Here is a 12,566-nt window from a genome sequence, read left to right as displayed (position 1 = left end):
TGAATGGGTCGGCAAGACGACCGCGTCGCCAGTAATGGTGCCGAGGAACGTCCGGGCTCCACAGAGCAGGGCGGTGGGTAACACCCACCCGGGGTAACCCGCGAGACAGTGCAACAGAAAGTAGACCGCCGGGCGCGCAAGCGCCAGGTAAGGGTGAAACGGTGGTGTAAGAGACCACCAGCGACCGGGGTGACCCGGCCGGCTCGGTAAACCTCGCCCGGAGCAAGGTCAGACAGAGGACTATGGGGCTGCTCGTCCCGTTCTCGGGTAGGCCGCTTGAAGGCTGCGGTAACGCAGTCTCTAGAGAGATGGTCGTCCAGGGCGCAGCTGCGCCTGAACAGAACCCGGCGTATCAGCCGGCCCATTCACCTTTTCACGACGGATGCCGCGCAGCGCGCTGGGCCCGCTTCCGGCTCAGCTGAGCGGTGGGATCGTGCGCACCGCGAGCGACGCGGCGCCGAGAATACCCGCGTTGTTGCGGTGGACGGCCGGCACAATCGGGGCCGTCAGCGTGAGCCGCGGCAGGAACTGTTCATGGTGCTTGGACACGCCGCCGCCGACGATGAAGAGGTCGGGGGAGAAGTACGCCTCCAGCCGGGAGTAGTAGGTCTGGAGCCGCTTCGCCCACTCCTTCCACGACAGGCCCTCCCGCTCGCGCGCCGAGTTCGAGGCTCGCGTCTCAGCGTCGACCCCGTCGATCTCGATGTGCCCGAACTCGGCGTTGGGCACGAGAACGCCGTTGTGAAGAATCGCGGTGCCGATCCCGGTGCCGAGCGTTGTCATGAGTGCGACACCCTCGATTCCCTTCGCCGCGCCGAACCTGGCCTCGGCGTAGCCAGCGGCATCCGCGTCATTGACGAACGTGATATCCCTGCCGAGGGCATCCTCGAAATACGTCTCGGCCTGGAGTCCGATCCACAGCTTCGAAATGTTCGCGGCCGACAGTGTGACGCCGTGCTTGACGACAGCGGGGAAGCAGACGCCAACCGGTGCGTCAGGGTCGTGCACCTGGAGCTGTTCGACCAATTTCACCGTCTGCGCGACGATGTCTTCCGGTGTGCCGCCTTCGGGCGTTGGCACTTTGATCCGGTCGCTCAGCAGCGTGCCTGTCGCCAGGTCGACGACGGCGCCCTTGATCCCTGTTCCACCGATATCGATGCCGACGGCGGTCGTCGGGGCGGTCATACTGCTGCTCCCGATGGCAGTGTCAGGATGTCCGCACCGGTTTCAGTGACGACCAGGGTGTGCTCGAATTGCGCTGTCATGCTCTTGTCCTTTGTTGTCACTGTCCAGTCGTCGGCCCACAGGTCCCACTCGTGGCTGCCGAGGGTGAGCATGGGCTCGATGGTGAAGACCATGCCGACTTCCATCACCGTGTCGTACTGGGGTGCTGAGTCGTAGTGGGGGATGATCAGTCCGGAGTGGAATGCGCTCCCCACTCCGTGACCGGTGAAGTCGCGAATCACGCCGTAGCCGAATCGTTTTGCGTACGATTCGATCGCTCTGCCGATCACGTTGACCTGTCGCCCGGGCGCGATTGCCTTGATGCCCCGCCTGAGGGATTCCTCAGTGCGTTCCACGAGGAGCCTGACCTCTTCGGCAGCCGTGCCGGCGATGAAGGTCCTGTTGCTGTCGCCATGCATTCCGTCGAGGTACGCGGTGATGTCGATGTTGACGATGTCGCCGTCCTCGAGCACCGTGTTGTCGGGGATGCCGTGGCAGACGACCTCGTTGACCGAACTGCACACGGACTTCGGAAAGCCCCGGTAGCCGAGCGTCGACGGGTACGCACCGTGCTCGATGAGGTAGCGGTGCCCGATCGCGTCGAGCTCGTCGGTGGTGACCCCAGGCCGCACGTTCTCGCCAACGAGGGCTATGGCATCCGCGGCAATTCGGCCGGCGGTACGGATTCGCTCGATCTCAGTCGGCGAGTACACGTTGGAGCCCGTGTATTTCGCGGGCGATTTCCGGCCGACATACTCGGGCCGGCGGATCGGCGGCGGCACCTGGCGCTCGGGGGATCTGACGCCGGCGATCAGGTGGCCGTTCGGGTCCTTAGGCATAGGATCAAGCTTAGCGATCCAGAGAGGGGCCCCCTGTGGCACAAGATCCATCCACGCAGTTCTGGTACAACCTCAAGACCGGTCAGGTCGAACGGGGTTACCAGTCGCCGTCTGTCGACCGCGCCGGACCGTTCGCGACGGAGGCCGAAGCGTCACGCGCTCCTGAGCGGCTCCGCGAGAACAGCCGCAAGTGGGCCGATGAAGAGGCCGCGGAAGACCACTGAGCCTGGTACCGCTCCGTCGGCGGAGACCCCACTGAGGTCTAGTGGTAGCTGTACTCGTCGCCGGGGTAGATCCCGTCGGACACCTCGGTGCGGAAGGCGGCTACCGCATCGGTCAGCGCGCCGCGCACGTCGGCGTATTTCTTGACGAACGACGGGATACGGCCCGTGGTGAGTCCCGCGAAGTCGGTCCAGACCAGCAGCTGCCCTGAAACGTGAGGTCCGGCGCCGACACCGATGGTCGGAATGTCGAGTTCGGCCGTGACGAGATCCGCGCTCTCGGCCGGCACCATTTCCAGGACAACCGCGAACGCTCCGGCATCCTGAACCGACCGCGCGTCGCGCAGCAGCTGTTCGACCGCGTCACCGCGGCCCTGGATCATGTGGCCGCCGAGTCCGTGCTCGCTCTGCGGCGTGAAGCCGATGTGACCCATCACGGGGATGCCGGCGGACACGATGCGACGAATCTGGTCGTGGCTCCGTTCTCCGCCTTCAAGCTTGACGGCCTGCGCTCCGGTTTCCTTCATGAACCGCAGTGCCGTCTTGAGAGCATCCTCCGGACCGTTTTCGTAAGATCCGAAGGGCATGTCGGCGACGACGAGAGCACGTTTTGCCGCACCGGCGACAGCGCGGGTGAGCGGGATGAGTTCGTCGACGGTGACGGGAAGCGTCGTGTCGTAGCCGAGCACGTTGTTTCCGGCGGAGTCGCCGACGAGGAGGAAGTCGATGCCTGCCTCGTCGAAAATCCGGGCGGTGAGCATGTCGTAGCTGGTGAGCCCGGTGATCTTGATGCCCTGCTCTTTCGCACGCTGGAAGTGGCGTGTGCGAACTCGGGCAGGGCTGGACGACGGTGCGCTCTTCATTGGCTCGCTCATGCCCGCCAGTCTATCGATCGGGCGCGCCAATTCAGGTGCCGTTCCTGCCAACGTACGGCCCGAGGAACGGATAGCCTATGAGCAGGCAACGCACGACACCTAAGGGGAGTGGATGGATAAGCAGCGCGACTTCGTTCTTCGTACTATCGAGGAGCGGGGAGTCAAGTTCGTCCGGCTGTGGTTCACCGACGTCGTCGGCACCCTGAAGTCAGTGGCCATCGCCCCGGCCGAGGTCGAGGGTGCTTTTGCCGAGGGTCTCGGTTTCGACGGGTCAGCCATTGAGGGCCTGAGCCGCTCGTACGAATCGGACCTGCTCGCTGTACCTGACCCGACAACGTTCCAGCTTCTTCCCTGGCGCGGCGAGATCGACCCGACCGCCCGCATGTTCTGCGACATCACGACGCCGGACGGTCTCCCGGCGGTGTCTGACCCGCGCAACGTCCTCAAGCGGACCCTGGAGAAAGCGGCCGACAGAGGCTTCACCTTCTACACGCACCCCGAGATCGAGTTCTACCTGCTCAAGTCGGCCAAGCTCGGCAAGGAGGGTCCGGTTCCTGTCGACTCGGCGGGCTACTTCGACAACGTTCCCGGCGGAACGGCACACGACTTCCGTCGTCGCAGCGTCCGGATGCTCGAAGACCTCGGTATTTCCGTCGAGTTCAGCCACCACGAGGCCGGACCCGGTCAGAACGAAATCGACCTGCGATATGCGGACGCGCTCACCACGGCGGATAACATCATGACGTTCCGCACGGTGATCAAAGAGGTGGCCATCGAGCAGGGCGTCTACGCGACGTTCATGCCGAAGCCGCTCTCTGACCAGCCAGGCTCGGGCATGCACACGCACATGTCACTGTTCGAGGGCGACAGCAACGCGTTCTACGAGGCGGGTGCCCAGTACCAGCTCTCCAAGGTCGGCCGGCAGTTCATCGCCGGGTTGCTCCGCCACGCGCCGGAGATCACCGCGGTGACCAACCAGTTCGTCAACTCATACAAGCGACTCTGGGGCACCGTCGGTCGTAACGGGCTTGCCGAAGCGCCGAGCTTCGTCACCTGGGGGCACAACAACCGTTCGGCGCTCGTTCGCGTTCCGCTGTACAAGCCCAACAAGGGCGGAAGCGCCCGTGTCGAGTACCGCGCCATCGACTCCGCCGCGAACCCGTACCTCGCATACTCGCTCCTCCTCGCCGCCGGACTCAAGGGCATCGAGGAAGGCTATGACCTCCCGCCAGAAGCTGAGGACAACGTCTGGAGCCTGAGCGACTCTGAGCGCAGGGCACTGGGCTACTCGGCCCTGCCCGCGAGCCTCGACCACGCCATCCAGTTGATGGAGGAGTCGGAACTCGTCGCGGAGACGCTCGGTGAGCAGGTCTTCAACTACGTTCTGGCCAACAAACGGCAGGAATGGCACGAGTACCGTGCGCAGGTGACCCCGTACGAGCTCGAGAAGAACCTCGAGATCCTCTAACCGGTCCGGCAACGGGGACTCTCGATGCGACGCGACCAGGCAACGCTCAGTGAACTCGCTCGGCTCGGCTTCGCCGGGCTGAGCGGGGTCAGGGCGCTTCTCGACGAACTCGACGGTGTCGTTACCGTCGATGTGGCAGGGCTGCTTCCTCAGTTCGGCCTCGCTGCAGATCCCGACCAGGCGCTCGGCTGCCTGGTCAGGATCGGGCGGATGCACCCGAGCGAACTCAACGAGGTATTCGCGAACCCGGGGCGCACGGAGACTCTGATCAGGCTCCTGGGCGCGTCGACGGGCCTCGCTGAGTTCTTCCAGCGGCATCCCGCCGAACTCGAACGCATCCCCGACCGGCCCCGCCGGCTTCCGACGCGCGCGGAACTGACCGAGAGCATGCTCGATTCTGTCGGCGCGAAGAACGGGTTTGCCGAGGTCACCGACGATGAGGCGTGGACCCGACTCCGGGTGCGTTATCGGCGCTGGCTGGCACGGATCGCCGCGCACGACCTGCGGGCGGTCGACCCGGTCTCGGTGTTCGACTCCGTCGCCAGAGCCCTGTCTGACGCGGCATCCGCAGCATTTGAAGCATCCATCGCGGTCGCCAGGACCCAGGTCACCCAGCCGGGGAACGGCCCGATGCTGTTTTCGGCCGATGAGGTGCGCGCGACGCGGTTTGCGGTGATCGGGATGGGCAAGGCCGGCGCTGGCGAGCTCAACTACGTCAGCGATGTCGATGTGATCTTCGTGGCGGAGGGCGACGAGTCGGCCGGGCTGTCGAACCAGCGCGCCATCGATGTGGCAACGCGACTGGCGATGCTGACCATGCGCGGGCTCGGACAGTCGGGTATCGAGCCCGAGCTCTGGGAGGTGGATCCCAACCTGCGGCCCGAGGGCAAGCAGGGAGCGCTCGTTCGCACCCTCGAGTCCCATCTGGCGTACTACGAACGGTGGGCGAAGAGCTGGGAGTTCCAGGCACTGCTCAAGGCGCGGGCGTTCGCCGGTGACGCCGAACTGGGCGAGCAGTACGTCGACGCGATAGCGCCGTTTGTCTGGTCAAGCGCGGGCAGGGAGGGCTTCGTCGACTCCGTGCAGCGGATGCGCGAGAGGGTGACCGAGCACATTCCCGCCGACGAGGTTCACTATCAACTCAAGCTGGGGCCGGGCGGACTCCGGGATATCGAGTTCACCGTGCAGCTCCTCCAGCTGGTGCACGGTGCCGTTGACGCCGGCGTGCGCGAACGTTCCACGCTGCTGGCGCTCGACGCACTGAGCGCCAACAGTTACATCGGGCGGGAGGAAGCCTCGGCCTTCGCCGCGGACTACCGTTTCCTGCGGGTCCTCGAACACCGGTTGCAGCTTGCCGGCCTTCGCCGCACCCACCTGATGCCCCGTGACAAGGAAGAACTTCGCGTGCTCGCGCGGGCGTCGACGCTCGCGCCCAACGCCGATGCGCTCGTCACCCGCTGGGAAAGTACCAAGCACGAGGTGAGGAGCCTCCACGAGCGGCTGTTCTACCGTCCGTTGCTGGCCGCGGTTGCTGCCCTCCCCGACGAGGAAGTTGCGCTGAGCCCCGCACAGGCAGAGGCGCGCCTCGCTGCCATCGGATTCAGGGACCCGAAGGGCGCGCTGTCGCACATTGCAGCGCTCACCGCGGGCGTGTCCAGGCGCGCGACGATTCAACGCCACCTGCTGCCGGTCATGCTTCGCTGGCTTGCCGAGGGCGCCGACCCCGACTACGGTCTCATCGCGTTCCGCCGGCTGAGCGAATCGCTCGGAGGAACCCACTGGTTCCTCCGAACCCTCCGGGACTCATCCGGGGTGGCCGAACGCCTCACCCGGGTGCTCAGCGGCTCCCGCTACATCGGTGAACTCCTCGACCAGATCCCCGAGGCCGCTGCCTGGCTCGCCGACAACAACGACCTTCACGGCAGGTCGCTCGCGGCCATCGAAGACGAGATGTGGGCGATTCTCGCGAGGCACGACACGGATGCCGCAGCGGCGAAGGCTATTCGCCGCGTGCGCCGCCGGGAGATTCTCCGCCTCGCACTCGGCTCGGTGCTCGGGGTCATCGAACTGCCCGAACTCAGCCGCGGCCTCACCGACATCACCACGGGAACCATCAGGGCGCTTGTCCGCCTGATCCGACGCACCGATGGCCTTGGGGAGGACAGCCTCGAGTTCGCGGTGATCGGGATGGGCAGGTATGGCGGCGCTGAACTCGGTTTCGGATCCGACGCTGACGTCATGTATGTCTACCGGGCGACGGCCATGGACAACGAGCAGTCCCACCGGGCGGCCAACCGTATCGTGGCGGAGCTCAACCGGCTGAGCGAAGACCATCGGTTGCCGCTCGACCTCGACGTCGGGCTGCGCCCCGAGGGAAAGAACGGCGCTGTCACCCGCTCGCTCGACTCCTACCGGGCCTATTACGAGCGGTGGTCGCTCACCTGGGAGGCACAGGCATTGCTCCGCGCGGACGGTGTCGCGGGTGACGACGCACTGATCACCGACTTCGAGTCGCTGGCGGACGCCATCCGTTATCCAGTGGAGATCTCGGATGCCGCGGTGCGCGAGGTCAAGCGCATCAAAGCCAGGGTCGAGAACGAGCGGCTGCCGCAGGGCGCTGACCCGTCGAGGCACGTCAAACTGGGCCGCGGGTCGTTGAGCGACGTTGAGTGGTTCGTGCAGTTGCTCCAGCTTGAGCACGGTGCTGCGATCCCAGGCCTCAGGACGACGAGTACCCTGGGGGCGCTCCAGGTAGCCGTGGAGAACGACCTGGTCACGCCGGAGAGCGCAGAACGCCTTCGGGCGGCATGGATCTTCGCGTCCCGGCTCAGGTCGGCCATGACCCTGTGGTTGAACCGCACGACAGATGTCCTGCCGAGTGACCGGATGCAGTTGAACGGCATCGCGCGGATTCTCGGGTACCCGCCGGCATCCGCCGCCCGGCTCGAGGAGGATTACCTCGCCGTGACCCGCCGCGCGCGCAGCGTCTTCGAGAAGCAGTTCTACGGGACCCCGTAGGGTTCGCGCGGCCGCCGCGGGATAGCTGGATGTCCCACCCCGCACCTGGCTTCCCTCGCCCGCGTAACGCTCATCGAAGAAGCCGTTGAGCGGACGCCGAGCGGCAGGGGGCTGACTGAGCGCGGCACGTCTGCTCAAGCAGACGGGCCGTCTGGCGGTCTTTGCCGCGTGAACGTTCCGCATTAGCGATGACGGCTACTGCGCCTTGCGGAGAGTTTCCCAGGCGAGCCATCCGCGGGTGAGGACGTAGGCGAGGATGGTCGTGATGACGAGCCATCCGTCGATCCATGCGGTCGCTTCGGCTTCGTTCGCGCCTCCGACGGCCATGGCGAATACGGTGACGGCGATCTTGTGGAGAAGGATGAGTTCCCATGCTCCGGCGATCTTGCGTGGCCAGAGGGCGACCATGAGGTTCAAGGACAGGAAGACCAGGAACCCGAATGTGCGCCACGCTTCCACGACCAGAGTGTCAGGTGAGGCCTGGAGCATCTGGGTCACCCCGTAGATCACCGCTCCGACAGTGAGGAGAGCGTTGAAACCCATCAGCGATCGGCCGATCCGGTCGGCTACGACGGATCGCTGGCCGAAGTCTGCTTGAGCGCGTATGTCAGTCATATCGTTCACTTCTTTCTTGTCGTGTTCAATGAGGGGGATCCCTCGAGGTGGTGTCGTGCTTCGAGATCGATCCGGGATTCGGGGGCCGCCAGAGGCGGGCCGGGTCAGGACTCGAGGCCAGCGCCGCGGAACGTGGGCACCTCGGCGAGGAGGCCCGCGATGCTCGGGTTGTCCTCATTGCGGCGCCGGTGCAGTTCCTCGATCTTCGTGCCGAGCTCGGGGTCGTTGTCGTCGCTGATATCAAAGATGTCTAGACGTTCGACGAGCTCGAGGCCGATTACGTCCATGGCGTAGGTCGCCCGGTGAGTCAGGAACTCGAACAAGCCCGCAAGGTCGTCGAGGACGAAGATGCAGCTGTACTCGTAGTCACCGCCGTGGTCGCGGCCCGCGACGTACGATCTCACCGACGGAATGGTCTCGCCCATCGTGCGCCAGGCGGCCAGTGCGGCCTCGATCTGCTCGGGGGTCGTCGTGGGCTTCAGTGTCGCTCGGTTGATGTGAAAGATCATGATGCCTCTCGGTCTAACGTTGTTAGATGCTATAACGTTGTTAGAGTACATGATGTGACTTTAATATCAACGGCGTCGGATACGGTGCTGGAGGAGGGAAGGTGGCTGAGGTGACGAGCAAACAGCGGCGAGATCACGAGAAGACTGCCGTGCGCGAGCGGATCGTGGTGTCGGCGATGAATCTGCTTAAGGCGGAAGGTGCTTCGGGTGTGACGATGCGTCGGGTGGCCGAAGCCATGGACTACACCGCACCTGTCGTCTACCAGCATTTCGCCAACAAGGACGACCTGATCGGCGAACTCGTTCGACAGGGGTACAGCGAACTGGTGGCTCGCTTGGACGCGGCGCACAACGACACGGACCCCGACACGCGCCTTTCCGCGGTTGCGGCGGAATACCTGCGGTTCGCCGCTGAGAACGAGCACCTCTTCGAAGCGATGAACGGCACCGCCCTTCCTCCTGACGTGCGTTTGGCCGCCGCCAGGCCGGCGATCGGCGTCCTGTCGAAGCTCGTGGACGACTGGGCCGAAAGGCATCGGGTCGAACTCGAAGCGAAAGAGGCTTACGAGATCATCTGGGGGACTTTGTACGGCATCGCCGCGCTCGGACGCCTCGGAACAATCGGACCAACCCAGGCACGCCAACTAGGAGTGCGCGCACTAGAGCTCCTGCTGCGCGGATGGAGTTGCGGCAAATAAGCTGCTGCCATCGACCTGCAGGTAAACCTCGTATCCACAGACGTCCGCTCAACGACGCCGGCGCCCATGGGCGCCCGACCACACCCTCGCACGCCCTCATCCCGCGGGTTTCGCTCTCGATGTGCGCTACTCGGCCAGAAAGGGTTGCGTCGGGCGCCTCGGAACGTTGCTCGGCCACGAAGGGCTCGAGTGTGGCGGATTCTTGCGCCGTTTCTGGCCGAGCAGGCGCCAGACGGTTAACGAGTGCGGGCCGCCCACCCCGAGAGGTGGACGGCCCGCACATGCGTTCCTGGTTACACGCCGTAGTAGAGCTCAAACTCGAACGGGTGCGGACGCTGAGCGAGGGGCTTGATCTCGTGCTCGCGCTTGAAGTCGATCCAGGTCTCGATCAGTTCACGCGTGAACACGTTGCCCTGAAGGAGGAACTCGTGGTCTGCCTCGAGCGCCTGAAGGGCACCCTCGAGCGATGACGGAACCTGGGGGATGCTCTTCGCTTCTTCCGGGGGCAGTTCGTAGAGGTCCTTGTCGACCGGCTCGTGCGGCTCGATGCGGTTTTTGATTCCGTCGAGGCCTGCCATCAACTGCGCGGCGAACGCGAGGTACGGGTTACCTGATGCGTCTGGGGCGCGGAACTCGATGCGCTTGGCCTTCGGGTTCGTTCCCGTGATGGGGATACGAATGGATGCCGAACGGTTTCCTGCCGAGTAGACGAGGTTGACCGGTGCTTCGAAGCCGGGGACGAGACGGTGGTAGCTGTTGACCGTCGGGTTCGTGAAAGCGAGGACGGCGGGGGCGTGCTTGAGCAGTCCACCGATGTACCAGCGTGCGACATCCGAGAGTCCGCCATAGCCTGCCTCGTCGTAGAACAACGGGGTGTCGCCGTTCCACAGCGACTGGTGGGTGTGCATTCCCGATCCGTTGTCACCGAAGAGCGGCTTCGGCATGAACGTGGCGGTCTTGCCCCACTGCTGTGCCGTGTTCTTGACGATGTACTTGAACTTGAGGATGTCGTCGGCCGAGTGCACCATCGTGTCGAACCGGTAGTTGATCTCACCCTGGCCGGCAGTGCCGACCTCGTGGTGGCTGCGCTCGAGGATCAGGCCAGCGTCGATGAGCTTGAGGCAGATGTCGTCGCGGAGGTCAGCGTGCTGGTCAACGGGGCTGACCGGGAAGTAGCCGCCCTTGTACGGGGTCTTGTTGGCGAGGTTTCCGCCGGGCTCTTCGCGGCCCGAGTTCCAGGCACCTTCGCTGGAGTCGACCGAGTACGAGCTCGAGTGCTGGTTGATTTCGTAGCGCACGTCGTCGAAGATGTAGAACTCCGCCTCAGGGGCGAAGAACGCCGTGTCAGCGATGCCGGTCGACGCGAGGTACTTCTCAGCCTTCTTCGCGACCTGGCGGGGGTCCTTCGAGTAGATCTCGCCGTTGCGCGGGTTGTAGATGTCGAAGACGATGATGAGCGTGCGCTCGATGCGGAACGGGTCAATGTACGCCGTCGTCACATCCGGAATCAGCTGCATGTCGGACTCGTGGATGCTTGCGAATCCCCGGATGGACGAGCCGTCGAACAGCTGCCCGACCGTGAAGAATTCCTCGTCGACGGTCGATGCCGGGATGTTGAAGTGCTGCTGTACACCGGGAAGGTCCGTGAAACGGATGTCGACGAACTTGACGTCCGTGTCCTTGATGAACTTGAGCACCTCGGAAGAATCGCTGAACATATGGAGAACTCCAAAAGGGTTGGAACCGAGAAGGATGCAACGTGCAACCTCTTGAAGGGTATGCAGCCGGGGTTACCCGACAGTGACACCCATGTTTCTGGCATGTTACACGTCTGAAGCCGACGTAGGATTTAACAATGCCTGCAGACAGCCGCCCCAACGCCCCATCCGGCGACATCGCTCCCAGCCGATACCCCGGCGAGCGACTCGGGCTTCCGGAGAGCGGTCAGCACAGCGTGGCACGGCTCGGAAGGAGACTCGGCGCTCTGACCGTCGACTGGATCATCGCGATGCTTGTTTCGGCGATGTTCTTCAACGCGGACGCGTGGGCGAACATGCTGGTTTTCGCCGTTCTCCAGATCGTTTTTCTGCCGACAATCGGTGCGAGCATCGGACACCGCGTGTTTGGTCTGCGGCTTATCCGGGTAACCGGCGGCTGGGCCGGCGTTTGGCGGCCGATCGTCCGAACCGCCCTGCTTGTGATCGTGGTCCCCGCCCTGGTCTGGGACTCAGACCAGCGCGGATTCCACGACAAGGTCGCCGGAACCGTCCTCATTCGCGGCTGAGGACGTTCCGGGCATAACGACTACCGCGCGCGCTGCGGCTTGACCTTGAAGGGGTCGACGCCCTTCGGGATGGGCAGGCCATTCGAGCTCAGCGACGACAGGCGGTTGACGATGGCAAGCACCTCTGGCTTGGTCAGCGTCGACTTGACCTTGCGGACAGTCTTGGGCAGCTTGTGCAGCGGAATCGAATCAGCGTCAGGTCCGACGTAGAGAACGGTGACGGGGACGTTGGGAAGCACGCGCTTCACCTTGCGCTTCTCGTCTTCGACGAGGCGGGTGACGCGCGAGCGAGGGCCCTCGCCGACGAGGATGACACCGCCGCGTCCGACGGCGCGGTAGACGGCGTCCTGGGTTTTTGCATTCGCGTTGACGGGCATTTCGCTTCCCTGCCATCCGCGGGGGAGTGAACTGCGGAACACGGCACCGACGGCACCGGGCTGCCCGGCGATCTGGCCGTACGCGGCTTTTTCGGCTTTGCGGCCGAGGACGATCATTGCCGCGAGGATGCCGGCGAGCACGCCCGCGATGATCCAGAGGACAAGGCCGAAGACGCTGCCGCCCGAGATGAGGATCGCGAGGGCGACGGAAACAGCGATGCTCCCGAAGAACGCGAGGAGGATCCACCAGACGGCGGTCTTGTCGTAGCGGCGGGTCATCTGGAACACCTGCCACATTTGCTTCAAACGGCCTGGTTCCTTCGCAGCCTTAGCTGGCTTTTCTTTGCGTGCCATGGGATCAAGGATACCGGCATCCGCAAGCCTCCGATGTGCCCGGTCGATCGTGATTTTGCGCGGTGGGCGAAGCCTCTCACCGGC

Annotated in this window: 12 protein-coding genes and 1 other RNA gene; 6 read left to right on the top strand and 7 right to left on the bottom strand. The window is 64.5% G+C overall.

Going from position 1 to position 12,566, the window contains the following annotated elements:
- The first annotated feature begins 4 nt into the window (after positions 1-4).
- Positions 5-368: RNase P RNA component class A (gene rnpB, locus C3E77_RS07790), an RNA gene on the top strand.
- 46 nt (positions 369-414) lie between these two features.
- On the opposite strand, the gene ppgK is transcribed toward rnpB, so the two are convergent.
- Positions 415-1,185: a polyphosphate--glucose phosphotransferase gene (gene ppgK, locus C3E77_RS07785; protein WP_108391113.1), complete on the bottom strand. Its 771-nt coding sequence runs from the start codon at positions 1,183-1,185 to the stop codon at positions 415-417.
- Positions 1,182-2,063: a type I methionyl aminopeptidase gene (map, locus tag C3E77_RS07780; RefSeq protein ID WP_108391112.1), complete on the bottom strand. Its 882-nt coding sequence runs from the start codon at positions 2,061-2,063 to the stop codon at positions 1,182-1,184. Before map ends, ppgK begins: the two co-directional genes overlap by 4 nt.
- A gap of 35 nt (positions 2,064-2,098) precedes the next feature.
- On the opposite strand from map, the gene C3E77_RS07775 reads away from it, so the two are divergent.
- Positions 2,099-2,287 carry a hypothetical protein gene (locus C3E77_RS07775; RefSeq protein ID WP_108391111.1) on the top strand — a complete coding sequence of 63 codons (189 nt, stop codon included), beginning with the start codon at positions 2,099-2,101 and terminating at the stop codon, positions 2,285-2,287.
- A 38-nt stretch (positions 2,288-2,325) separates the two neighbouring features.
- On the opposite strand, the gene panB is transcribed toward C3E77_RS07775, so the two are convergent.
- Complete coding sequence (panB, locus tag C3E77_RS07770) at positions 2,326-3,159, bottom strand: 3-methyl-2-oxobutanoate hydroxymethyltransferase (RefSeq protein ID WP_108391110.1); 834 nt, start codon at positions 3,157-3,159, stop codon at positions 2,326-2,328.
- Positions 3,160-3,271: 112 nt separating this feature from the next.
- Between panB and C3E77_RS07765 the strand changes: the two genes are divergently transcribed.
- Both C3E77_RS07765 and C3E77_RS07760 read left to right on the top strand, forming a co-directional pair.
- Positions 3,272-4,627 (top strand): glutamine synthetase family protein, encoded by a 1,356-nt coding sequence (locus tag C3E77_RS07765; RefSeq protein ID WP_108391109.1) that lies wholly within the window; start codon positions 3,272-3,274, stop codon positions 4,625-4,627.
- Positions 4,628-4,651: 24 nt separating this feature from the next.
- Positions 4,652-7,645 carry a bifunctional [glutamine synthetase] adenylyltransferase/[glutamine synthetase]-adenylyl-L-tyrosine phosphorylase gene (locus tag C3E77_RS07760; protein WP_108391108.1) on the top strand — a complete coding sequence of 998 codons (2,994 nt, stop codon included), beginning with the start codon at positions 4,652-4,654 and terminating at the stop codon, positions 7,643-7,645.
- A 195-nt stretch (positions 7,646-7,840) separates the two neighbouring features.
- On the opposite strand, the gene C3E77_RS07755 is transcribed toward C3E77_RS07760, so the two are convergent.
- Positions 7,841-8,260 (bottom strand): hypothetical protein, encoded by a 420-nt coding sequence (locus C3E77_RS07755; protein WP_108391107.1) that lies wholly within the window; start codon positions 8,258-8,260, stop codon positions 7,841-7,843.
- A gap of 104 nt (positions 8,261-8,364) precedes the next feature.
- On the bottom strand, positions 8,365-8,769 hold the full coding sequence (locus C3E77_RS07750) for a Dabb family protein (protein WP_108391106.1): 405 nt from the start codon (positions 8,767-8,769) through the stop codon (positions 8,365-8,367).
- A 110-nt stretch (positions 8,770-8,879) separates the two neighbouring features.
- On the opposite strand from C3E77_RS07750, the gene C3E77_RS07745 reads away from it, so the two are divergent.
- On the top strand, positions 8,880-9,467 hold the full coding sequence (locus C3E77_RS07745) for a TetR/AcrR family transcriptional regulator (protein WP_108393180.1): 588 nt from the start codon (positions 8,880-8,882) through the stop codon (positions 9,465-9,467).
- Positions 9,468-9,760: 293 nt separating this feature from the next.
- On the opposite strand, the gene glnA is transcribed toward C3E77_RS07745, so the two are convergent.
- On the bottom strand, positions 9,761-11,185 hold the full coding sequence (glnA, locus tag C3E77_RS07740; protein ID WP_108391105.1) for a type I glutamate--ammonia ligase: 1,425 nt from the start codon (positions 11,183-11,185) through the stop codon (positions 9,761-9,763).
- A gap of 137 nt (positions 11,186-11,322) precedes the next feature.
- Here glnA and C3E77_RS07735 point away from each other — a divergent pair, with 137 nt between their 5' ends.
- The gene (locus tag C3E77_RS07735; RefSeq protein ID WP_108391104.1) at positions 11,323-11,751 is read left to right on the top strand and encodes an RDD family protein; all 429 of its coding nucleotides are present in this window, start codon (positions 11,323-11,325) and stop codon (positions 11,749-11,751) included.
- A gap of 20 nt (positions 11,752-11,771) precedes the next feature.
- Here C3E77_RS07735 and C3E77_RS07730 read toward each other — a convergent pair whose 3' ends face one another.
- Positions 11,772-12,482 carry a DUF4191 domain-containing protein gene (locus C3E77_RS07730; RefSeq protein ID WP_108391103.1) on the bottom strand — a complete coding sequence of 237 codons (711 nt, stop codon included), beginning with the start codon at positions 12,480-12,482 and terminating at the stop codon, positions 11,772-11,774.
- Positions 12,483-12,566: the final 84 nt, after the last annotated feature.

This window comes from Mycetocola zhujimingii (assembly GCF_003065425.1).
In the GTDB taxonomy this organism is placed as follows: Bacteria; Actinomycetota; Actinomycetes; order Actinomycetales; family Microbacteriaceae; genus Mycetocola_A; species Mycetocola_A zhujimingii.
This window is presented reverse-complemented; position numbering and strand designations above follow the sequence as displayed.

What these genes read in the sequence shown, in the direction of transcription:
- map (WP_108391112.1), bottom strand. Translation starts at nt 2,063, where the DNA reads ATGCCTAAGGACCCGAACGGCCACCTGATCGCCGGCGTCAGATCCCCC.
- glnA (WP_108391105.1), bottom strand. Translation starts at nt 11,185, where the DNA reads ATGTTCAGCGATTCTTCCGAGGTGCTCAAGTTCATCAAGGACACGGAC.
- ppgK (WP_108391113.1), bottom strand. Translation starts at nt 1,185, where the DNA reads ATGACCGCCCCGACGACCGCCGTCGGCATCGATATCGGTGGAACAGGG.
- C3E77_RS07730 (WP_108391103.1), bottom strand. Translation starts at nt 12,482, where the DNA reads ATGGCACGCAAAGAAAAGCCAGCTAAGGCTGCGAAGGAACCAGGCCGT.
- C3E77_RS07735 (WP_108391104.1), top strand. Translation starts at nt 11,323, where the DNA reads ATGCCTGCAGACAGCCGCCCCAACGCCCCATCCGGCGACATCGCTCCC.
- C3E77_RS07760 (WP_108391108.1), top strand. Translation starts at nt 4,652, where the DNA reads ATGCGACGCGACCAGGCAACGCTCAGTGAACTCGCTCGGCTCGGCTTC.
- C3E77_RS07765 (WP_108391109.1), top strand. Translation starts at nt 3,272, where the DNA reads ATGGATAAGCAGCGCGACTTCGTTCTTCGTACTATCGAGGAGCGGGGA.
- panB (WP_108391110.1), bottom strand. Translation starts at nt 3,159, where the DNA reads ATGAGCGAGCCAATGAAGAGCGCACCGTCGTCCAGCCCTGCCCGAGTT.
- C3E77_RS07755 (WP_108391107.1), bottom strand. Translation starts at nt 8,260, where the DNA reads ATGACTGACATACGCGCTCAAGCAGACTTCGGCCAGCGATCCGTCGTA.
- C3E77_RS07750 (WP_108391106.1), bottom strand. Translation starts at nt 8,769, where the DNA reads ATGATCTTTCACATCAACCGAGCGACACTGAAGCCCACGACGACCCCC.